Source organism: Pedobacter polaris (assembly GCF_005116505.1).
In the GTDB taxonomy this organism is placed as follows: Bacteria; Bacteroidota; Bacteroidia; order Sphingobacteriales; family Sphingobacteriaceae; genus Pedobacter; species Pedobacter polaris.
On the sequence record NZ_SWBR01000001.1, the window covers coordinates 291200 to 313036 of the forward strand.

General features: G+C 36.3%; 14 protein-coding genes. 12 read left to right on the forward strand and 2 right to left on the reverse strand.

Translation table 11 applies throughout. From position 1 onward, the window contains the following. Positions 1–49: 49 nt before the first annotated feature. Together FA048_RS01340 and FA048_RS01345 are read right to left on the reverse strand one after the other, a co-directional pair. Positions 50–1852 carry a hypothetical protein gene (locus FA048_RS01340; protein ID WP_136838204.1) on the reverse strand — a complete coding sequence of 601 codons (1803 nt, stop codon included), beginning with the start codon at positions 1850–1852 and terminating at the stop codon, positions 50–52. A 151-nt stretch (positions 1853–2003) separates the two neighbouring features. Next, positions 2004–3764: an AsmA family protein gene (locus tag FA048_RS01345; protein ID WP_136838205.1), complete on the reverse strand. Its 1761-nt coding sequence runs from the start codon at positions 3762–3764 to the stop codon at positions 2004–2006. A 197-nt stretch (positions 3765–3961) separates the two neighbouring features. Here FA048_RS01345 and FA048_RS01350 point away from each other — a divergent pair, with 197 nt between their 5' ends. From FA048_RS01350 to FA048_RS01405, 12 genes are all read left to right on the forward strand, one after another. Then, the gene (locus FA048_RS01350; protein WP_136838206.1) at positions 3962–5497 is read left to right on the forward strand and encodes a MiaB/RimO family radical SAM methylthiotransferase; all 1536 of its coding nucleotides are present in this window, start codon (positions 3962–3964) and stop codon (positions 5495–5497) included. A 72-nt stretch (positions 5498–5569) separates the two neighbouring features. Continuing rightward, entirely contained in the window at positions 5570–6802 is a 1233-nt protein-coding gene (locus FA048_RS01355) for a sigma-54 interaction domain-containing protein (RefSeq protein ID WP_136838207.1), read from the forward strand. A gap of 3 nt (positions 6803–6805) precedes the next feature. Beyond that, positions 6806–7309, forward strand: coding sequence for an LptE family protein (locus tag FA048_RS01360; RefSeq protein ID WP_136838208.1), 504 nt, complete (start codon positions 6806–6808; stop codon positions 7307–7309). 31 nt (positions 7310–7340) lie between these two features. Further along, complete coding sequence (locus FA048_RS01365) at positions 7341–8594, forward strand: hypothetical protein (RefSeq protein WP_136838209.1); 1254 nt, start codon at positions 7341–7343, stop codon at positions 8592–8594. A gap of 13 nt (positions 8595–8607) precedes the next feature. Then, positions 8608–8976, forward strand: a complete 369-nt coding sequence (gene secG, locus FA048_RS01370) for a preprotein translocase subunit SecG (RefSeq protein ID WP_136838210.1) — start codon at positions 8608–8610, stop codon at positions 8974–8976. A 185-nt stretch (positions 8977–9161) separates the two neighbouring features. After that, on the forward strand, positions 9162–10751 hold the full coding sequence (locus tag FA048_RS01375) for a hypothetical protein (protein WP_136838211.1): 1590 nt from the start codon (positions 9162–9164) through the stop codon (positions 10749–10751). A gap of 36 nt (positions 10752–10787) precedes the next feature. Beyond that, entirely contained in the window at positions 10788–11207 is a 420-nt protein-coding gene (locus tag FA048_RS01380) for a hypothetical protein (protein ID WP_136838213.1), read from the forward strand. Continuing rightward, positions 11204–11692 (forward strand): hypothetical protein, encoded by a 489-nt coding sequence (locus FA048_RS01385; RefSeq protein WP_136838215.1) that lies wholly within the window; start codon positions 11204–11206, stop codon positions 11690–11692. Before FA048_RS01380 ends, FA048_RS01385 begins: the two co-directional genes overlap by 4 nt. Before the next feature lie 243 nt (positions 11693–11935). Continuing rightward, the gene (groES, locus tag FA048_RS01390; RefSeq protein WP_136839375.1) at positions 11936–12229 is read left to right on the forward strand and encodes a co-chaperone GroES; all 294 of its coding nucleotides are present in this window, start codon (positions 11936–11938) and stop codon (positions 12227–12229) included. A gap of 85 nt (positions 12230–12314) precedes the next feature. Further along, entirely contained in the window at positions 12315–13952 is a 1638-nt protein-coding gene (gene groL, locus FA048_RS01395; RefSeq protein WP_136838217.1) for a chaperonin GroEL, read from the forward strand. Positions 13953–14088: 136 nt separating this feature from the next. Then, a complete protein-coding gene (locus FA048_RS01400; RefSeq protein ID WP_205943407.1) occupies positions 14089–20535 on the forward strand; it encodes a PKD domain-containing protein in 6447 nt (2148 codons plus the stop codon). After that, positions 20532–21563 (forward strand): PorP/SprF family type IX secretion system membrane protein, encoded by a 1032-nt coding sequence (locus FA048_RS01405; protein WP_136838221.1) that lies wholly within the window; start codon positions 20532–20534, stop codon positions 21561–21563. The genes FA048_RS01400 and FA048_RS01405 overlap by 4 nt, the downstream gene beginning before the upstream one ends. Positions 21564–21837: the final 274 nt, after the last annotated feature.

Consider the following 21837-nt stretch of genomic DNA (forward strand, 5'->3'; position numbering starts at 1 on the left):
AGGATAAATAACTAAAGCCTTATATGCTAAAACATATAAGGCTTTTTAATTACTCCCGCTCTCTTTCCTTTTTCTCTATTCTTATTTGCCTACGTCTTCTACGTTCGTCCCTGTCATCTTTCATCTTTTCAAACTTGGCAACTTGGGCCTTAATTTCGGCTTCTTTTTGGGGTGTTACCCCAACACTATATTTCACACCTTGAAAGAGAGTTTTCCAAATGAAACTAAAAAATGAAGCCGTTGGTTCTCGTTTAAAGTTAATTGTTGCTGAAGTATATTTTCCATCAGCAGTGGGATTATCTGAATATAAAACCAAGGCATTTGCCAAGATAGAAAGCAAGCCTTTTTTCACTAGTCTTTGCTTACCCTCTTCTTTTTTTAATAAGGCCACAGAAAGATCATTAAACATAAAATCTACCTTTCCCTTGGCAACATTATTATCGGTTTTAATATCAAAAGCCAGCTTTTTTATTATCCCCCTATTTACTTGTACCATTCCTAATGGTTTTGTGATTTTATTTAGTTGTCTACCATCCAAATCTGTAATCGAACCTTTGTAATCAAAAGCCCCAGTTGGCGAGTTTAAATCGAACTTAAAATTGATAGCTAACTTACCCTGCCCCATTACATAGCTTATTAAATCGGCCTGCATAATTGGGTTTACATCTTTTACTTTTTTGGCGTTTGTAGCATTGTTTATAATTCCAGATGTCTTTGCAAAAGTAATTTTTCCGATCTGTTTGCTTGTTTTATCAAATTCAGCATAACTTACATCTATATTACTGAGCTTTATAGTTTTAATGGTTAATTGAGTGTTCAATTTTTGCAAAAGCTGATGTGGAAATCTACCTGTTTTAACTTTTTCTAACTTGGGATAAGTATTGTTATTGAATACTGCCACACCTCCATCAGCAATGTGCATCTGATTAGCAATTAGCTCTCTTTTTTGCAAATAAGCCGGCAAATCTATGCCATCAAGGCTGATATTATTAAGCTGGATGGCAAATCGATCTCTTGCATAACCATTAACTTTTGCAAAATTTACTTCGCTATACCTAGGCACCAAGGCAAACTGTTTAATATTCACTTTTCCGCTCGATGCGTTAAAATCTAATTGGTTAACATTGATGTGATACATACTATCTGGCGTAGCAAAACTGTAGTTATTTAAATTTATATGCACATCTTTTAAAAGATACAGCCTAGAAGTATCTTGCGCCGATAATGAATCTATTAGCCAATCCGTAAGTTTCACACTTAAATTATTCACAGAATCTACATCTGGAAAAGCGCCATTATTATTTATGTATTTGAATTTAGCATTCCTAAAATCTACTGTTTCAACCCTTATAGATTTAAATAAATTCTTAATATAATCATAAGGAGATTTGCGTGGACGTGGAGGCCTATTGTCATTAAAATCGAAATGTTTGTTCACCATTTTAATTTCTGGCTTATCAAACAAAAGCAAATTCACTTCTACCTTTTTGTTAAAATAGATATTAAATGGGTGGAATCTTTTAATTGAAAGCTTCTTAAGTTTAATGTAATACAGATTGTTTGGTGCTTTTTTTTCAGCAATAAGCAATTTGTAAATATTTGTGTCTGGCACAATATTTACATCACTAATTGTGGCAGAGCCTGTAAGGAAATTGGTATGTAGCTCTGAAAATTCTATTTGATATAAACCATGGGTAGATTTAAGTACTAAGGCTTTTAGTTCTTTTTTTATCAACGGCTTAAGCTTGGCACTGATATACCAAGAGACAGAAACTAATACAAAAGAAACAAACAGTAGAACACCAACAATCCATTTTATAATTTTAAATTTGCGGGTCTTCTTTTCAGTCATATTGGATAATCATTTGTGTCATCCAATATAGTAAAAATCTTGTTATGCTGAATTTTTCAGTAACACATAGTATTCTTTGTCTCCAAGATATTATGATCTTTAGTTTAGCATCTTTTGGAAAGTCTGAACAAGTTTAGCTTCACAAAGCTTATCAATTCTTCTCTCTCTCGGCCTTACGTTCTGCTCGTTTTTTCTGACGTTCAGCTTTTTTACTAGATACAGGTTCTTTCATTGGTTTTACAGGTACCATTCCAAGTCCAACTGTTTCTCTTATCCCTGTGAAAACACTCTTCCACATTAAACTAAAGAAAGATGCCTGGGGTACTCTTGTAAAAGCTACTCTAGAAACTCTCATGTCTTCATTTTTAGTCGGATTATCATTTTTAATTAAAACAGTATTCGCAAGAAAAGACAATAAGCCTTTTTTCTCTTTTACACCATTCTCATCCTCTTTAAGTAAGTTAACTTTTAAATCGTTATAAGCAAATGTAACCGTTCCAGAGCTACCTCTTTCATTAGCCGAAATGTTAAAATCTACGCTTTTCACACGACCACTTTCAATGGTAACTAGTCCTAAAGATTTAGAAACTGGATTTAATACTTTCAAGTTAAATGGGCTTACATGTCCAACATAATTAAACAGTGCATTTTTATCAGTTAAATTAAAATCTATTTTAACATTTAATTTTGCGGCACCCATTATGTATGTTGTAAGATTTGCATAAGCATGATTTCTCTTAATTAACCTTAAAGAATCGTTGGTAATATTTAATATCTCCCCACTTAAATTTTCAAGCCTCAAAGTACCTCGCTCTTTTGTTTTTTTATCAAACTCTGTATATGCAATATCAATTTTGTTAATGCTTAAAGTATCTATTAAAGTTTCTATGGGCAATCTCTTTAACGCATTATGTGGATAGTTTTTTCCTTTATCAATATTAGGTGGTGGTAATTCTCTATTTAAGAATATAGCGACTTTAGCTGGCCCAATATTTAATTTTTTAGCGTGTAAATTTCCATCATTATATAAAGTAATGAAATCAACTCCACTAAAACTTAAATTATCAAATTTTATATCGTAACGGTCTTTTTGCGAATTGTATTTTCTGCTGAAAGTTAAATCAGGGTACATTGGAATCAATTGAATACCAACAACTCTTAAAGTTTTATAACTGATAGAGCCTTTAACTGTATCTACCTTTACGGTATACATTTTATCTGCAGATAAAGACTTATATCCACTCATCATAAAAGCAATATCTTTAGTATGAAAAACTCTTGTGGTATCATACTGAGCAAGCGAATCAATTAAAACATCTTTTACATTAACTGATAGGTGCTTAATAGCATTTAACTTTTTTAAGCCGTTATAATAATCAAAATCAGCATCAACTATTTTAATGTCTTTTACATGAATGGACTTTAATGATTTAGAAATTTGCTGATAAAGTGTACGTTCATCTTTTAAAGTATCTGTTCTTTTAGGTACTTTATTGTAAACCATATCAATAGAAGGATTGTCTAAAATAATAGCATTGATATCTATTTTCTTTTTAAAATAAGCGGTCAGGATACTCACTCTACTTATTTTTAAGTGAGCTAATCGCACACGAAATAAATGGGTAGGTGCTCTTTTAATTTCTTTTAGCTTAGCAAAAACTGCACTATCCGGATAAAGTGAAATGCTATCCAACACTACTGTTCCTGTTACTAAGTTTAAATGAATATTTTGAAAATCAATTTTATATAAGTGATTCGAGCCTTCATAAACACCCTCTTTAATTTTCTCTGTTAATAAAGGTTTCCATTTTGCGCTTAAATAAATTGCAGCCGAGCCGATGATCACAATCAATCCTAACAAAATTCCGCCAACCCATTTAATTACTTTTCTTGATTTTTGATTCTTGAGCATCTCTAGTTTAAATAATAACTACAATTTTAAATACTATTTGTTTGATTATTGTAAGGAGAGATAATTTTGACGCTGACAATTTGTCATTTATACATTTTATTTTGTATTTTTGAAACCCGATAAATGAGTTAAAAGTTAGGAGTTGCAGGTTAAAGATCTGGGGCCATAACTTATAATTCATAACCCATAGCCCAATTATGATTGATTTACAGCTTACCGATAAGAAACACGATGAAGAGCGCCAAGGAGAAGCACTAATTTTAGAGGCTCCAAAAGGCGATGGCAGGAAACTGTATATTGAAAGTTATGGTTGCCAAATGAATTTTGCAGATAGCGAAATCGTTGCATCTATTTTAGCAGAAACTGGATTTGAAACTACGGGAGACTATCATCAAGCTGATGTAATTTTCATTAATACTTGTTCTATCCGTGAAAATGCTGAAACTCGTGTGCGCAACAGGCTTTCGCAATTCGGGGTAGAAAAACGGAGAAATCCTAAATTAATTGTTGGTGTTTTGGGCTGCATGGCCGAACGTTTGAAAGCAAAATTTTTAGAAGAAGAAAAATTGGTTGACGTGGTTGTTGGGCCGGATGCTTACCGTGATTTACCAGGTTTAATTAGTCAAGTAGAAGAAGGTCATAAAGCCGTAAACGTAATCTTGTCTCGTGAAGAGACCTATGCCGATATAAGTCCAGTTCGTTTAAATAGTAACGGAATTACAGCTTTTGTAACCATTATGCGTGGTTGCGATAACATGTGTTCTTTTTGTGTAGTTCCATTTACAAGAGGAAGAGAAAGAAGCAGAGATCCTTTTTCTATTGTTAAAGAAGCTAAAGAGTTATTTGAAAATGGCTATCGCGAAGTTACTTTATTAGGTCAGAACGTTGATTCGTATCAGTGGAATCAGCCTAAAGCGGAAAAAGTTATTATTGATGATTTGACTGATGAAATGAACACTTTAACTGGTGATGCTTTATTGGAAGCATTGAGCAACAAAAGCGAACTTCCAGAAAAGTTAGTGAAAAAAGAAGATGAAGATGGCTCTGTTAACTTTGCTCAATTGTTAGAAATGGTTGCTGCAATTAGTCCAGAATTACGTATTCGTTTTTCAACCTCACATCCAAAAGATATAACAGACGAGGTTTTATATACCATTGCCAAACACGATAATATTTGTAATTACATTCACTTACCTGTTCAATCAGGCAATACAAGAATTTTAGCATTAATGAACCGTACTTACACACGTGAGTGGTATATGAATAGAATTGATGCTATTCGTCGCATTATTCCAGGTTGTGCAATTTCTGCAGATATTATTGCAGGATTTTGTACAGAAACTGAAGAAGAGCACCAAGATACATTGAGTATTATGGATTATGCGAAATACAATTTTGCTTATACTTTCTCTTATTCAGAACGACCAGGAACCTTAGCCGCTCGTAAATACGCTGATGATGTTCCTGAAGATGTAAAAGCTCGCCGTTTAGCAGAGATCTTTAAAAAGCAACAAGAAGATTCTTTAGCTTGCCTAGAAGAATTTATAGGCAAAACCGTGAGAATTTTAATTGAGGGTTTCTCTAAAAAATCTGATAAGGAATTTAGGGGTCGCAATGACCAAAATGCAATGGCTGTTTTTCCAGTAGTGGAAAATGTAAAGCCAGGCGAATATGTAAACGTTTATATAGAACGTTGTACATCAGCTACGCTTTTAGGAAGAATAGTGAAATAAGTTACCTGTTACGAGTTGTAGGTTACAAGTCTGGACACATAACACGCAACTCACAACCCATAACACTAAAAAATGGATATACAAGATATTAAAAATAGGTTCGGCATAATTGGTGGTTCGCCATTGTTAAACCGTGCTATAGATACTGCCAGACAAGTTGCTCCTACAGACATGTCGGTTTTAATTACCGGAGAAAGTGGTAGTGGAAAGGAAGTTTTTTCTCACATTATACACCAAATGAGCACCCGTAAACATGGTGCTTTTATTGCGGTAAACTGTGGTGCAATTCCAGAAGGCACAATAGATTCAGAGTTATTTGGTCACGAAAAGGGTTCATTTACCGGTGCACACGAGGCTCGTAAGGGTTATTTTGAAGTTGCCAATGGTGGAACGATCTTTTTAGATGAAGTTGCTGAATTACCATTGGGTACGCAAGCTCGTTTATTACGTATTTTAGAAAGCGGCGAGTATTTACGTGTAGGTTCATCTAAAGTTCAAAAAACAGATGTGCGTATCATTGCAGCTACTAATGTAGATGTTTATAACCGCGTTAAATCTGGCAAATTCCGTGAAGATTTATATTATAGGTTAAATACTGTTCCTTTGCGCATTCCAGCATTACATGAACGCAAGGAAGATATTTATTTGCTGTTCCGTAAGTTTTCTGCAGATTTTAGTGATAAATACCGCAGCCCTGGTATTCAACTAGAGCCAGAAGCTATTCAGATTTTAAGTAATTATAGTTGGCCAGGAAATGTTAGGCAGTTGAAAAATATTGCTGAGCAAATTTGCGTTTTAGAGAAGGATAGAAATGTCAATGCGCAAGCTTTGCTAAACTATATTCCGAATGAACAATCAACTAATTTGCCTATGGCGTTAAACGGAAATAGCAAAGAAGATTTTTCTGAAAGAGATATCCTTTATAAAGTGCTGTTTGACATGAAAAAGGACATGATGGAATTAAAGAAGTTGGTAGCAGAGATTATCCAAAATGGCGGTAATACAGCGCATATCATTGCTGACAATCCCCAATATATCAACCAATTGTATCAAGATGTTGATTCATCAGGCCATAATAATGAACCTACTTTAACCATCAAACATCCAGCGCAAAACATTCCAAATGAGTATAATTATGCACATGATGTAGAAGAAGTAGAAGAATCATTGTCTTTAATAGATAAAGAATCTGACCTTATTAAAAAGGCTTTGAAAAAACATAAAGGTAAACGTAAATTCGCTGCACAAGAATTGGGTATTTCTGAGCGTACACTTTACCGTAAAATTAAAGAACTTAACTTATAAATTATGAAGAAAATCATTTTCATTTTAGCAGTTTTCGCTCTCAGCGGATGTGGTTATAAGTTTAATGGGGCATCAACTGATGGGTTAAAAACTGTTAGAGTTGAACTTTTTGAAAATAATGCACCTTTAGTGGTACCTAATTTAAGTAATTTATTTACTGAAGATTTAAAAGAACGTATTCGTACTCAAAGTAGATTAAGTATTACGCAAAATGAAGCTGATGTAGTTTTTACAGGGAATATAACTGGCTATGATATTAAACCTATTGCCATACAAGACAATAAGGCTCCAATTGCAGGCGCCAATCGTTTAACCATCACAGTTACCGTTAAGTACACTAATAATACAGAATTTAAGCAAAGTAAAAGCTTCGAAGAAAATTTTACCGCTTTTGAAGATTTTTCTTTGGCGGGTCAAAGTTTAGAATCACAACAACAAAAGTTAATCAAAGCAGTAAATGTTAAACTTACCGAGAATATTTTTAACCGTGCTTTTGCACAATGGTAAGAAATGAGCTTTCAATTATTAACTTAGCGGCATGGAGCTGGATTTAGAAACGAAACAACAACTGGCATATTTACTTGCAAAACCATCATTGGTTACACAAGCGCATGCTGGTATGTTGCAAAATCTGGTAAAAACGTACCCATACTACCAACCTTTACATTTGTTATTAGCAAAGGCTAGCTTAAACAGCGAAAACCAAAATACCAACTTAGCAACAGCTGCACTATACAACAATGGCAGTTTATTGCACCAGGTCATTCATCAACCAGAAACATTGACGCAAAAGCACTTAAATGTGGTATCTTTTGGCGCCATCAAGGCAGATGAGAAGCAAACTGAGCAGATTGAACCTGTAGAAAACGTCGAGTTTATTGAACAAAATCCTTCAGAAGATTTAGTTACTGATGAGCAGGAAACTTTCGAAGAAATTGCAGAAATAGCTACAAGTCCTGTTGAGGCAAATAATGATGATGAGTTATTAGAGGAGATTAATGAAGTAAATACTGCACCTGCTGAAGTTCATCAAGAAGATGAACAAGAAACATTCGATGAAATTATCGAGTTAAATGCAACAGAATTTATTCCAACTGAAGAATTAAAATCGGCCCCAGCTTTTGAAGAAGCAAGCAATCCAGAAGAGGCGTTACCAGATGAGTTAGCTATTGAAAGTATTGTAGCTTCAGATTTTTTTGCATTTGAAAAAAGTTTTAGCACAGAGGTAATTGCAAAAGAAGAAGCAAAATCCATTCCTGTAGTTGAGGAATACGACCAAGAAGCAGAAGCACAAACGGTTAGTAAATATGACGATGATAAATTGCCATATACCTTTTTATGGTGGTTGGCAAAAACACGTAAAGAACATGAGCAGATTTTTCAGCCTTATGTTAGCCCTAAAAAGAGCAATAATCAAAACCCTAGCGAGCTACAACAACAATATGTAGAGCATATTTTTCATTTGCAAACTCCATTTAATGTGGCAAATGAAGCAAGTAAAGGGCCAATAAATAAACACGTTGCACATAAAGGAACAGACATTATAGATTCATTTATTAAAAATGAACCACAAATTAGACCTCCAAAGGCAGAACAGATCAATACAGAGAATAAGGCAAAGAAAAGTGCAGAAGATCATAACGACCTTGTTTCTGAAACTTTGGCTGCAATTTATATCGAGCAAATGCTTTATCACAAGGCGATAGACACTTATGAAAAATTAAGTTTGAAGTTTCCAGAAAAAAGCCGTTACTTTGCCGACCTTATTCAATCTTTAGAAAAGAAAATTTAACAACATATTATACATGGTAACCTTATTAGTCATTTTATTAATTATTTTTTGCGTTGCATTGGCTTTATTCGTTTTAATACAAAACCCAAAAGGCGGTGGTTTAGCAACCGGTGGATCAGGAAGTAACATGTTTGGCGTACAACGTACAGGCGATGTTTTAGAAAAAGGAACTTGGGTATTGTTAACTTTAATTGTAATTGCATCATTAGCAATTACTACTGTTGGCAAATCTGGTGCTGGCGTTACTAGTACTGGTGCAGCAGGTAAAGCTGATGAATTAATTAACAAAGCTGCAACTCCATCTGTAATAGGTGGTGGTGCTCCAGCAAATTCTACTACTCCTGCAGCAACTCCTAAGACTGGAGATACTACAAAAAAATAATTTCTTCAAACGAAATAGTGAAAAAACTCTTAAGCGAAAGCTTAGGAGTTTTTTTGTTTAAATACTTTTAGAAAAATAATTTTTATCCCGAAAACATACCTTCGTCCTGTTTTAATAGGGGTCTATATAAAATAATTTGCTTATGTTATTATTATTCTTACTTTGAAAGAAGTTAAAGCCATCTTATGAAAAAAATTTTACTCTCAAGAAACTACCTTGCACTAGGCGCAATCATTCTTCTAATTACAAGTATTTATATCTCTTGTAAAAAATCAGCCAATAACGATTTACCTGCAACACAACTAGAACTCGTAGCAGAAGCTCGAAGTTATTTCGAGGATGAAGTTGTAAACCTACCTCAGCTAAACGACCACAACTTAAGGCATTCGCTTGACAAGACTCCCTTATGGGACAAGGCAAGTACAAAAAAAATATCAATTGGCGATGCCGTTATTGTACCCATTAAATATGAGCACAAAATAAAGATTGGTTATGAAGATGGTAAAGACCAGAAGGAACTTGAAAAAACGAGCTACCTAATGGTTTACAAGGACAAGAAACAAAACCTGCAGGCTGAATGGGTTGTTCTCTTGCCAACGGCCACATCAAATAGCAAAAAATTCGTTGGCAGCTTGGTAATTGAACATTGGAATGGTAAATTTAAACGTGGATATGCAATTGGTGATGAAGAGGAGATTTTTTCTATTGAACCAGCAAGTGAACAAATTTTTAAGAAGATTACATATAAGCGAAGGGAATATTGCTTTACAATTAACCATTATGGATACATTAGTGTTGGTGGTTACAATGGACCTCAACAATTATTGGGCTCAGAAAGCTTTTGCTCTGGAACAGCTAATAATGGCGAAACACAGAAGACTTATGGAAGTAGTGAAGGTGGTGGTGGTGGTCCTGAAGATTATACCTATATAATAGATTGTAATAATATAATTAATGGGACTGCTGTATGGAGTGATGACTGTAAAACTTGTATTGGAGGTACTACGGGATTGGCGACTTGTCCACAAGATGTAAAGAAAACGGACTCTTTAAAAACTAACTATCCTTGTTTAGATAAACTAATATTTAATAAACTTGCATCTGATTCTGCATTTAGAAAATTATTATGGCCATTTATGGGAAAATTTACAGCATTACCAGATATAACTTATACTTATTCATCTCAGTCATGGGGTCCATCAAAATATAGTTTAGGGGAAACAAGAGGAAATAACTTAATGAGTTCAACTGTTTATTTAAATAAATCTGCTTTGACAAATGCCTCTAAATTATTTATAGCGGTTACTTTGATACATGAAACAGCACATGCTTATTCAAAGTTTACCATTGTAAATGGAGTTTATGGAAATCCAATTCAGGTTACAAATTCAGCATGGTCAATAAGTATCTTAGATTATGTTAAAGCACGAGAAACTTATTTGGGAGGTGTTTCTAACTATACGGACCATTCTACTTTCTTGGAAAGTTATTTTGACAATATGGTAAATATGTTACAAAAATGGGGAGGAAATGATTATACCCTTAAAGAATACAGAATGGCGGCACTATATGGCTTGGATAATGCAGGTGAAGCTCCTCCAGCAACACAGCCTGCTCAGTTATATGCATATAACGTTCTTAAATTAGATTTGTTAAATATATATGAAAATATAAAGTCTAAATATTCTATTACCTCGGCAGAGTTAAACACATTTAATTTAAATAATACTATTAACATTCCAACGGCTAATAAATTACCATCAATTTGTCCCTAAAGTCATTTATTATTCCTATAATTAAAATTTATAACTATGAATTGTATAAAGATATTTATTTTCGTATGCTGCTTTAACTTTCTTGCAAATACAGGTTATAGTCAAGAAACAAAGAAAAAAGTATACTTCTTAGTTGACACAATCAACATTTCAAAAAACAATAGAATTGCAGAAATAAAAGATGGATATTATGAAATCATGTACATCTTCTATTGTAGGTGTCTTCCTCCAACATATAAGGACTTGATTTTTTCATTTATAGTTTCCAAGGAAAAAAGAGTTGTTGTTGACAAGACACCACCATTTAACTACATGTCATGGAAAGAACTTTTGGAAATTACTTCAAACCCTTATCTTTTTAAAAAAAATTATGAATTATACATTACGGAAGTATTGCCCAAGAACAAGTATAGAACTAACAAAGTAGATCTTGGTGGCTATTCAATAACTCAATGAGTTTGAAAGTAACACCAAACACTCTAATTATCAAACATTCAAAGATATTAATGTTAGTCTTCAGTTTACTTTGCAGCTCTATTTATAGCTATGCCCAAAAGGATAAGAAAAATGTTTATTTTCTTGTAGACACATTAAATATCCCAAAAAACCTACGTTCTATTGAGATTAAAGATGGTTATGAAGTTGGTTATACTTTTTTCTGTATGTGCCTTCCTGCTATTGATCAAAGCCGACCTTATGATAATCTAATTTATACCTTCTTAAATTCAAAATCAGCAAAACTTAATCTAACTGATAAAAAGCCAAATGTGAGTTACATCTCATGGAAAGAATTTCTAAATTTAGCCACAAGGCCAAAATTTTTTGAAGATAATTACAACTTATATATAACCGAAGCTTTGCCTGATAACAAGTATAGAACTAATAAAGTAGAATTACGACGTATTTCAATAACTAATACGACACAAAAGATAGAAAATTAGTTTACCGTAATCTTTGCTGATTTTAAATACTAGTTTTAGTATTCAAAAATGCTCAAGCCTTTTGACTTGAGCATTTTTTATTTTCTGCCAGTCTGACACTTGAAATTATTATCCCAAAACCAGAAACTGACAGCAAATGTAAATTTGACAAGCAAAACAGTCTTGGCACAAAAACTGTTTAATCCTATTCATCGTTTACATTACGAATTAATTCAATTACAAAAACTAAAAATAAAAGTATTTATGGCTTTAAACTTTAAACCTAATGCAGACAGAGTAGTTGTTGAAACTGCTGCTGCAGAAGAAAAAACAGCTTCAGGTATCTATATTCCTGATACCGCTAAAGAAAAACCACAACAAGGTGTTGTAGTTGCAGTTGGACCGGGTAGACATGCTGATCAAACAGGAACACTAATTCCTTTAAGTGTACAAGTTGGTGATCAGGTTTTATACAGCAAATATGGTGGTACTGAAGTTACCATCGAAGGTAAAGAATATCTTATCATGAGAGATACTGATATTTTAGGAACTCTTTAAAAAATAAATCATTTAAAATTAGGTATATCTTGAGTTAGAGACGATTGTCTCAAATCTCAATTCTCATATCTCAAATCTATAAATAATGGCAAAACAAGTAAAATATAACGTTGAAGCACGTGACGCTCTGAAAAGAGGCGTTGACATTTTAGCGAATGCAGTAAAAGTAACATTAGGTCCAAAAGGTCGTAACGTAATTATCGACAAAAAATTTGGTTCACCAGCAATCACTAAAGATGGTGTAACTGTTGCTAAAGAAATAGAATTAAAAGACCCAATTGAAAATATGGGTGCTCAAATGGTTAAAGAAGTGGCTTCTAAAACTGCAGATATTGCAGGTGATGGAACTACAACAGCTACTGTTTTAGCGCAAGCAATTATCACTACTGGTATTAAAAACGTTGCTGCTGGTGCAAATCCAATGGATTTAAAACGTGGTATCGATAAAGCAGTTACTGCGGTTGTTGCTGATTTAAAAAGACAGTCTCAAGCTGTTGGCGATGACAACAACAAAATTAAACAAGTTGCTTCAATTTCTGCTAATAACGATGACGTTATTGGTTCATTAATTGCAGAAGCAATGAGTAAAGTTGGTAAAGATGGTGTTATCACTGTTGAAGAAGCAAAAGGTACAGAAACTGAAGTTAAAACAGTTGAAGGTATGCAATTTGATAGAGGTTATTTATCTCCATACTTTGTAACTAATGCTGATAAAATGGAAGCAGAATTAGAAAGCCCATACATTTTAATCTACGACAAAAAAATCAGCAACATGAAAGAATTGTTGCCAGTTTTAGAAAAAACTGTTCAAACTGGTAAGCCATTGGTTATCATTTCTGAAGATTTAGATGGAGAAGCTTTAGCTACATTAGTTGTTAACAAAATTCGTGGTTCTCTGAAAGTTGTTGCTGTTAAAGCTCCAGGTTTTGGTGATAGAAGAAAAGCAATGTTAGAAGATATCGCTATCTTAACTGGCGGTATTGTTATCTCAGAAGAAAGAGGTTATAAATTAGAAAATGCTGATTTAACTTATTTAGGTTCTGCAGAAAAAGTTGTTGTTGATAAAGACAATACAACTATTATCAATGGTGCAGGTCAATCTGAAGATATTAAATCTCGTGTTGGTCAAATCAGAGCTCAAATTGAAACTACTACTTCAGATTACGATAAAGAAAAATTACAAGAGCGTTTAGCTAAACTTTCTGGTGGTGTTGCTGTACTTTATGTAGGTGCTGCAAGTGAGGTTGAAATGAAAGAGAAAAAAGACCGTGTTGATGATGCTTTACATGCAACTCGTGCAGCTGTAGAAGAAGGTATTGTTGCTGGTGGTGGTGTTGCATTTATTCGTGCAGTTGCTGCTTTAGCAGATTTAAAAGGTGTTAACGAAGACGAAAATACTGGTATCCAAATTATTCGTCGTGCTATCGAAGAACCATTACGTCAAATCTGTGAAAACGCAGGTATTGAAGGTTCTATCGTGGTACAAAAAGTAAAAGAAGGTTCAGCAGATTTCGGTTACAATGCTCGTACTGATGTTTACGAAAACTTAATTGGTGCTGGTGTTATCGATCCAACTAAAGTAAGTCGTGTAGCATTAGAAAACGCAGCCTCTATTGCAGCGATGTTATTAACAACAGAAGTTGTTTTAGCAGATGAGCAAGAAGAAGCTGGTGCTAGCGCACATCCTCCAATGGGTGGCGGTGGCATGGGTGGCATGATGTAAGCTTTACGCTAAAAATACCCATATTAAACCCTCAGGACTATAAGTTCTGAGGGTTTTCTTATATAATCACTATTTAATAAACTCTAGATTGTACTTCATAGATATTTATTATATTTACGTACACTATTATTTTATTGTGAAATTAGCGCGACTATTGTTAGTAAGCATTTTGTGTGTTTTTGCATCTGTTGCATCTGCTCAACTAACTATGTCGACGGTCGACCCAGGACCTTATACTCCAGAATCAACTATTTCTGCGCTTTTTACACTTGATCCTTCAACCTGCGTTAGACCAGGAAACGTTTTTGAGCTTTGGCTTTCTGATGCTAATGGCAACTTTACTTCTGAAGTACGAATTGGAACATATAACGGTTTCTACAGTGCTTTTGTTAATGGCGTTATCCCTGCTGGAACATTGCCTGGAACGGGATATCAAGTAAGGATCAAGTCGACGCTTCCACCATTGCTAGTCTCTGCGGTATCGAATACCTTTGAAATTAAAAATGGGACCCTAGTTACCGCAGCGGCGACAGCGCAAACGGCCGCACGACTTACTCCAGAAGCATTTGGGTTTTGCTCTGCTAGGACAGGTCCCGGTGCAAACATCAACCTTACCAATCAATCGACCCCTACAAGTACGGTAACCGCAACGATAACCAATCGCCTAAACCCTGCACCACCGACCGTTTTAGATATCACCAATACTATCCAAACTTTCAATCCCCAACCTGCACATTATACTGCATTTGTGAAAGCCGTAATGCCAGACGGAACTGTGGCAACACGAACCTACTTTATCATCAACAATAATGCGAATACATCGTTTACCACAAGTAATTCTTCAGTAGTTTGCTTACCTGGTGGTTCGTTACAATACTTTATTGATGTAAGCTCGTCCACTGGTATCCAAAATAATTTTCCGGGCAATACCTACACTATTAACTGGGGAGATAACACGTCAAACGTATATACATTTTGTGACCTCCAAGGCGGAACAGTAAATCACAGCTATACACAATCTTCCTGTGGACAGCCTAATAACGCTTTTAATGTAAATATACAAACTGCTACCATTTGCGGAAATATTGGCAATGGCGTTACAGCCACTGCCACTGTGGTAGAAATTACAGAGAACAGAATAGGGGGTCCCTTGAATGGTTGTGTAAATGGCAATAATGTTTTTACAAATAATTCAATTTTAGGGCAGAGTCCTTCTAGCACGGCTCCGAACTGCCAAGATAATAATGTAAGATTTAACTGGTATGTAAACGGCGTGATGGTTTTAAATGACGTTCCATTTTCGACAAACCTTTTACGCACATTTTCGACTCCAGGAACGTATCGCATCACACTCGAATCAACAAGTCTCACCAACTGTCAGGGGCCTCCAGTGGATCATTTTATTTGTATCCAAAATCGACCAACGCCGTCTTTTACCATCCCCCCTGCTACCTGCACAACAACACCGGTTACACCAATAAATACCTCGGTAGTAGATATATCCTGCAATAACAATGTCACTTATGTTTGGTCTGTAACACCTTCAGCTGGAGTTACTCCTACCTCTCCCATTACTACAACTTCTGCTACACCTCCAACTTTTACCTTTTCACAACCTGGAATATATAACATCAGTTTACGAATTACCACACCAACATGTGGTACAACAACTGCTTTTACCCAACAGATTACTGTAAATGCAGCTAGAACGGTAACATTGTCGCCAGATATTTCCTTGTGCAACACAGGTACGTTTAATTTTTCTACCACACCTGGACCAACCGCAACTCAATATAGCGGAACTGAAACAGCATTAGACGATGTTTACGCTTGGACAGTAATGAGTGCGAATGGTGGTACTTATAACTTTGTTACTCCCCTCAATTCAAAATATCCAACGATTAGGTTCAATGACTTTGATACCTATACTGTTACGTCAACCGTAACGAATGTTTGCGGCACACAATCAGACTCTCAAGTTATTACCTTCATCCAATCTCCAGTACCGACTGTTACTGCCGCATCAAATCCGATTTGTTATGATGCAATTGCAAATTTAACAGGATCCATTTCTGGAACATATTCTTCCTTTCAATGGATCAATAGCGTTGGAACAACTGTTGGATTTTCAGATCCAAGCAATTTAACAACAACCTATACCCCAACTACAGCCGAACGAAATGCTAGTGTTGCTAATGTGAGGTTAAGGGTTAATACCGGTCTTAGTGGCACATGTGCTATTGTTGACGAGCTTTTTAGCATCAATATTTACCCAGCGAATACAGGTACGAATACCACGCAAAGCATTTGTACTGGAGATTTTGCGACTTATACACCAACTTCTACAGTAGCAGGAAGTACTTACACCTGGACTGCAGTAAATGCCGATGGAAATGCCGTCGATTTTAGCCCAAGTGGGTCTGGTGCTATTAATGATGATATCAACAATACCAGCCCAAATGCAGCTGCGATAGTTGTTTATACAATTACGCCGACTAGTAATGGCTGTACTGGTACTCCCTTTACTTTTACAGTTACTGTAAATCCAAGACCCATTGCAACCGCTACAGCCGCCAATCCAATTATTTGTAGCGGCCAGGGGGCAGGCATAACTTTAGCCTCGAATCTAAATGGAACAACTTATACTTGGACAAGCGTAGCTACAGGATTGAGTGGGAATACAAATAATACAAACCCTAGTTCAAGCCTATCAATTAATGAAATTTTAACAAATACGGGAACAACACCCGGCACAGTAACTTACACCATTACTCCAATCACCAATGGATGTAACGGTCAGTCTGTAACAGTAACGCTAACCGTTAACCCTCAACCAACAATTGCCAATGCAGGACAAGACAGAAACATATGTGCACAATCAAGTTATACACTTGAAGGCAATACGGTCTTTGTAGGAACAGGGTTATGGACTCAGGTAACTACATTTTCTGGGGTAACCATTACGAATGATACCAGCCCTACAGCAACGGCCAATGGTTTACAGGCTGGTAACGTTTATATATTTAGGTGGACAATTACTGGTGGCCAAAATTGTGGAAGTAGTTTTGACGATGTAGCAATTACCGTGAGTCCGACTTCAGTAGGTGGAACAACTTCTGGAGACCAAGCTGTATGTGCGGGAGGCAATGCTGGACAAATTACTTTGAGTGGCCATACCGGAAATGTAATCAGATGGGAAAGCTCAACCGACGGGATCAGCTGGACTCCCATTTCCAATACGACAATAACTTTAAACTATTCAAATTTAACAGTAACTACCCAATATCGGGCAGTAGTTCAGAGTGGAAGTTGCGCTATTGCCAATTCTACGATTTCCACTATTATTGTAAATCAACAAGTCACCACCGCTGATGCTGGCCCTGCGCAAGTACTTTGTAATGTAACTAGCACTACCTTAAATGGAAATACCCCTGGATCTAATACCGGCATGTGGTCTGTTATACCTGCAAACCCAGCGATAACCTTTAACGATGCCTCTCTTCCTAATGCAATAGCAAATGGATTAACACCTGGACAAACGTATACCTTCCGTTGGACGATTTCAGGATCGCCATCATGTCCGCCAAGCACAGATGATGTTACGGTTCAGATTGATCTCCCTTCTAACGGGGGTACAACAGCAGGAAACAACGCTGTATGCGCAGGTTCTAATGGAGGTACGATTACATTGAGTGGTCATATTGGAAATGTGATAAGGTGGGAAAGTTCAACAGATGGCATTGCTTGGACATCAATAGCAAATACTACAACAACATTAACCTATATCAATTTGAACGCTACTACTCAATATAGAGCAGTGGTTCAAAGTGGCACATGCGCAAGTGCAAATTCTACCATTTCTACTATAACTGTAAATCAAGGTGCAGTAGGTGCTAATGCAGGCATTGACCAAAATCTATGTAATGCAACTTCAACTACTCTCGCTGGAAACAACCCCGCTCCAAATAATGGTGAGTGGACATTAATTTCTGGACAAACAGGTGTAGTATTTACATCAAGTCAATATAACACAACAGTTACCAATTTAGTTGGGGGACAAACATATACCTTCCGCTGGACTATCTCTGGTACTGCTCCTTGTCCAGCAAGTTTTGACGATGTTGTCATCAACAATTTAGCTGCTTTACAAAACAATACGATCACTACATCAACACCTACAGCTTGTAATAGTCAAATTATTACCTTGTCTGGTAGTGTGCCAATTGGCGGAAGCGGAACTTATGCTTATAGTTGGGAAAGTAGCCCAACAGGTAATGCACCCTGGACTGTAATAAATGGACAAACAGGTCGCGATTTAAATGTAACTGTAATAGGAAGTATGTCTTATCGTAGAGTAGTTTCAAGTGGGGTTTGTTTAACCACAAGCAATACCTTAAACATTATTGCCTTACCTGCCATTGCTAACAATACAATAGCAAGCGATCAAAACATTTGCCTATCTACTACACCGAACGCTATTATAGGTTCACAGCCAACCGGCGGAGATGGCAACAACTACACCTATGGTTGGGAACAAAGTACAGATGGTGTGGTGTGGGTTTTTGTACCTAGTGCAACAAACAAAGATTATGCTCCGCCTGCCATTATACAAACTACCTATTACCGTAGACTAGTAAGTAGTGGCCCATGCACAAATTCCTTACAAAACATAAGTAACGTAGTTAGGATAACTGTTAACCTGAATGCAAGAGCAAATTATACTTACACACAAGATGTTGGCTGTAGCCCATTTACCATTAATTCAAGTAATATTCAAGCAACACCTGCTGCACAAAATGGCACTTATGAATGGTTTGCCAATGGGGTTTCAATCGGCACTGGAATTACCTTCCCTGGATATACCATTGTTGGCTACAATCAAACGGTAAGCATCTTGTTAAGGGTAACTAGTAATAATGGCTGCACGCCTCAAGATTTTTCACATAATTTTAGAACTAGGGAAAATATTGTATCACAATTTACACAAGATTTAAATTCGGGTTGTGGGCCTTTATCGGTTACTTTTACCAATGCTACCATTCATGATCCCGCCAATATTTATTCATGGAGCATTGATGGCATTGTGAGATCAAATGCAAGAGATTTCGGAACTATAACATTCGCTCCTGGTAACCAAGGTATTGATCGCCGATACGACATTACACTTCGGGTAATTTCTGGGTGCGGAGACAATAGTGTAACCCACTCGGTGATTGTAAACTCTATGCCTATTCCGGCAATTTCACCTGTGGTAGACCATGGATGCTCCACATTCTTAGCCGAGTTTACCAATAACACCCCAGGCAAAGAAACCAATACCTACGTCGTGAATTTTGGCGATGGTTCAGCTCCTCAGGCATACAATTGGGGTGATAGAATTACTCATCCTTACACCACAGCAATAGCTACAGACTTTCCTGTTACGATTACAGCAACCAATGCTTGTGGATCGGTAACAAGTAATCCAATTTTTGTACGCGTAACGCCAAATACCATTACACCAATATTTTTTGCCCCTCCTGCCCAACAAACCATTTGTGCAGGTACAGAAGTTACTTTCACTAATAACTCAGAGGGAGCAACTAGGTTTACATACGATTTCAAAGATGGAACGCCAATAATTCCAAGTCCGACAGGAATACCAGAAACCATTAGGCACGTTTTCACCCAACCAGGAACCTATGATGTATTAATGACCGCTTACAATGATTGTTCATCGCCAAGAACTGCCATTCAAACAATTGTTGTACTAGCACAACCTACAGCAACATTTAATGCCAATGTAACAACCGGATGTCAAGGCCTAACTGTTGCCTTTACGCAAACCAGTGTTGGAGCTATTCGCTATGATTGGGATTTTGGCGATGGTATAGGAACCTCAACTGATCCAAACCCTACCTATACTTATAACGGCCCTCCTGGTCAATATACAGTAACATTAAGGGTTACAAATCAAGTTCGCTGTACACAACTCGTAACTAGGCCAAATTACATCACCATTGTTGGTCCACCAAGAGCGGCCTTTGCCATATCACCTGCGGCAGTAATCAGCATACCAGATTACACCTTTAGATTTACTGATGAAAGCACAAACAATCCGCAAACCTATAAGTGGAGCTTTGGCGACGGAGATATTTCATCATTAAGAGATCCAACACATAAATATGCCGATACAGGGAGGTATTTGGTAACCATGAGAACGTATAACGAGTATGGCTGCGTAGATAGTTTGCAGAAATACGTTCAAATTGTTGGCGTGCCAGGTTATGTGTATTTGCCAAACTCATTCATCCCGGGAGGTACGAGTTCTCCATTACAAAAGTTTATGGCAGTAGGTTCTGGCATTAAATCTTGGCGTATGTCTGTATTTAATAAATGGGGCCAAGTTATATGGGAAACTACTAAGCTAGAAGATGGCAAACCCATTGAGGGATGGGATGGAACATACAATGGCACGCCACAACCACAGGGAATTTATTTCTGGAAAGTTGATGTAGAGTTAATTAACGGTACAGAATGGAAAGGAATGACTTATGATAAAAAACCGCCTAGGCGAACAGGGGAAATATATTTAATTAGATGATGAAAAAGATTATTGCCGTGTTTTTAGGATTAGTTTTTAGTTTTGGCTTTTTTAATGCCAAAGCTCAGGATCATCTATTTTCTCAATTTTTTAATGCCCCAATTTATTTAAACCCATCTTTAACTGGTCAATTTGATGGCGATTTACGTGTAGGGATGATTTATAGGAACCAATGGAGTGCTTTAGGTGGTGATCTTTCTTATATTAATGCCGCAGCCGATGTGTATGTACCTAAACTATCTGGCGGTATTGGTCTATCTGCCACTAGAAGCAGTGAAGGTGTAGCTTATTTAATTAAAAATAACATTGCAGTTACCTATTCTTATACCGTAGGGGGCGACGACTTTACTGCAAATTTTGGCTTACAAGCAGGTTTTACCAATAGAACCATAGATTGGACTAAACTCGTTTTTGGCGATCAATTAGACCGAAGGACTGGGTACATTCCTGGTAGTGTTTCTTCTGCGCAATTACCAGAGGTATCCAATCGGTTTTTCTTTGACCCAGCAGCCGGGGTAAATTTTATTTACCGCAATGCGATGGTTGGGGCTTCAATATACCACATCAATAAACCTGATGAATCTTTTAGTGGCACACAAGCTCGCTTACCTATGCGCTTGGCTGTTAATGCCAGTATGAAAATACCCCTAAGTTATAACTATAATTACATGGAAGATGAAGGCGCTTTTGTTATTCCATCTGTAGTATACTACAAACAAGGTAATGTAAGTTCTATCAGTGCCGGAGCTCAATTTAAATACAGAGGTTTTAATACGGGTGTTTGGTATCGCACCAACCAAAATGGAGGTTCTGACGCTATTGTGGTTTCATTAATTCTAGATGTATTTTTAAGGAGAAGAGATACCGAAAAAATTAGGGTGGGTTTAAGTCATGATGCTACCACTTCTAAACTTAATTATACCAATACAAGTGGCACCACCGAAGTTAGTGTAGGTTATGAAAAGTATTGGGCAAACAGTACGCGATCTAAAAAATACAATGGTTTAAGGTGCTCTAGTTTTTATTAGAAATCATCTATTTTCCTCAATTATATTTTGCAAAACACAAGCAACATTTTCATCGCAATGTAGTCCGCCAGTAGCTACAATCTTTTCATGCAACAGCCATACTCATCCTCGTGAAGCTTTTGCAACAAAAAGTATTTCGCTTTTGTCAGACTTAAATAACAAAATCAGTTTTTCATAGAGATAGGTTTAAAAAACTCAATACTCGAAAATTAAACAAGTATATTGGGGTGTAAATAGGCTTTCACAAATACAAGCTGGAAGTAATTGTGAGGCC

Coding starts and splice junctions, on each gene's coding strand:
- FA048_RS01375 (WP_136838211.1), top strand. CDS start 9,162: ATGAAAAAAATTTTACTCTCAAGAAACTACCTTGCACTAGGCGCAATC.
- FA048_RS01405 (WP_136838221.1), top strand. CDS start 20,532: ATGATGAAAAAGATTATTGCCGTGTTTTTAGGATTAGTTTTTAGTTTT.
- FA048_RS01360 (WP_136838208.1), top strand. CDS start 6,806: ATGAAGAAAATCATTTTCATTTTAGCAGTTTTCGCTCTCAGCGGATGT.
- FA048_RS01365 (WP_136838209.1), top strand. CDS start 7,341: ATGGAGCTGGATTTAGAAACGAAACAACAACTGGCATATTTACTTGCA.
- FA048_RS01385 (WP_136838215.1), top strand. CDS start 11,204: ATGAGTTTGAAAGTAACACCAAACACTCTAATTATCAAACATTCAAAG.
- secG (WP_136838210.1), top strand. CDS start 8,608: ATGGTAACCTTATTAGTCATTTTATTAATTATTTTTTGCGTTGCATTG.
- FA048_RS01380 (WP_136838213.1), top strand. CDS start 10,788: ATGAATTGTATAAAGATATTTATTTTCGTATGCTGCTTTAACTTTCTT.
- FA048_RS01355 (WP_136838207.1), top strand. CDS start 5,570: ATGGATATACAAGATATTAAAAATAGGTTCGGCATAATTGGTGGTTCG.
- groES (WP_136839375.1), top strand. CDS start 11,936: ATGGCTTTAAACTTTAAACCTAATGCAGACAGAGTAGTTGTTGAAACT.
- groL (WP_136838217.1), top strand. CDS start 12,315: ATGGCAAAACAAGTAAAATATAACGTTGAAGCACGTGACGCTCTGAAA.
- FA048_RS01340 (WP_136838204.1), bottom strand. CDS start 1,852: ATGACTGAAAAGAAGACCCGCAAATTTAAAATTATAAAATGGATTGTT.
- FA048_RS01345 (WP_136838205.1), bottom strand. CDS start 3,764: ATGCTCAAGAATCAAAAATCAAGAAAAGTAATTAAATGGGTTGGCGGA.
- FA048_RS01350 (WP_136838206.1), top strand. CDS start 3,962: ATGATTGATTTACAGCTTACCGATAAGAAACACGATGAAGAGCGCCAA.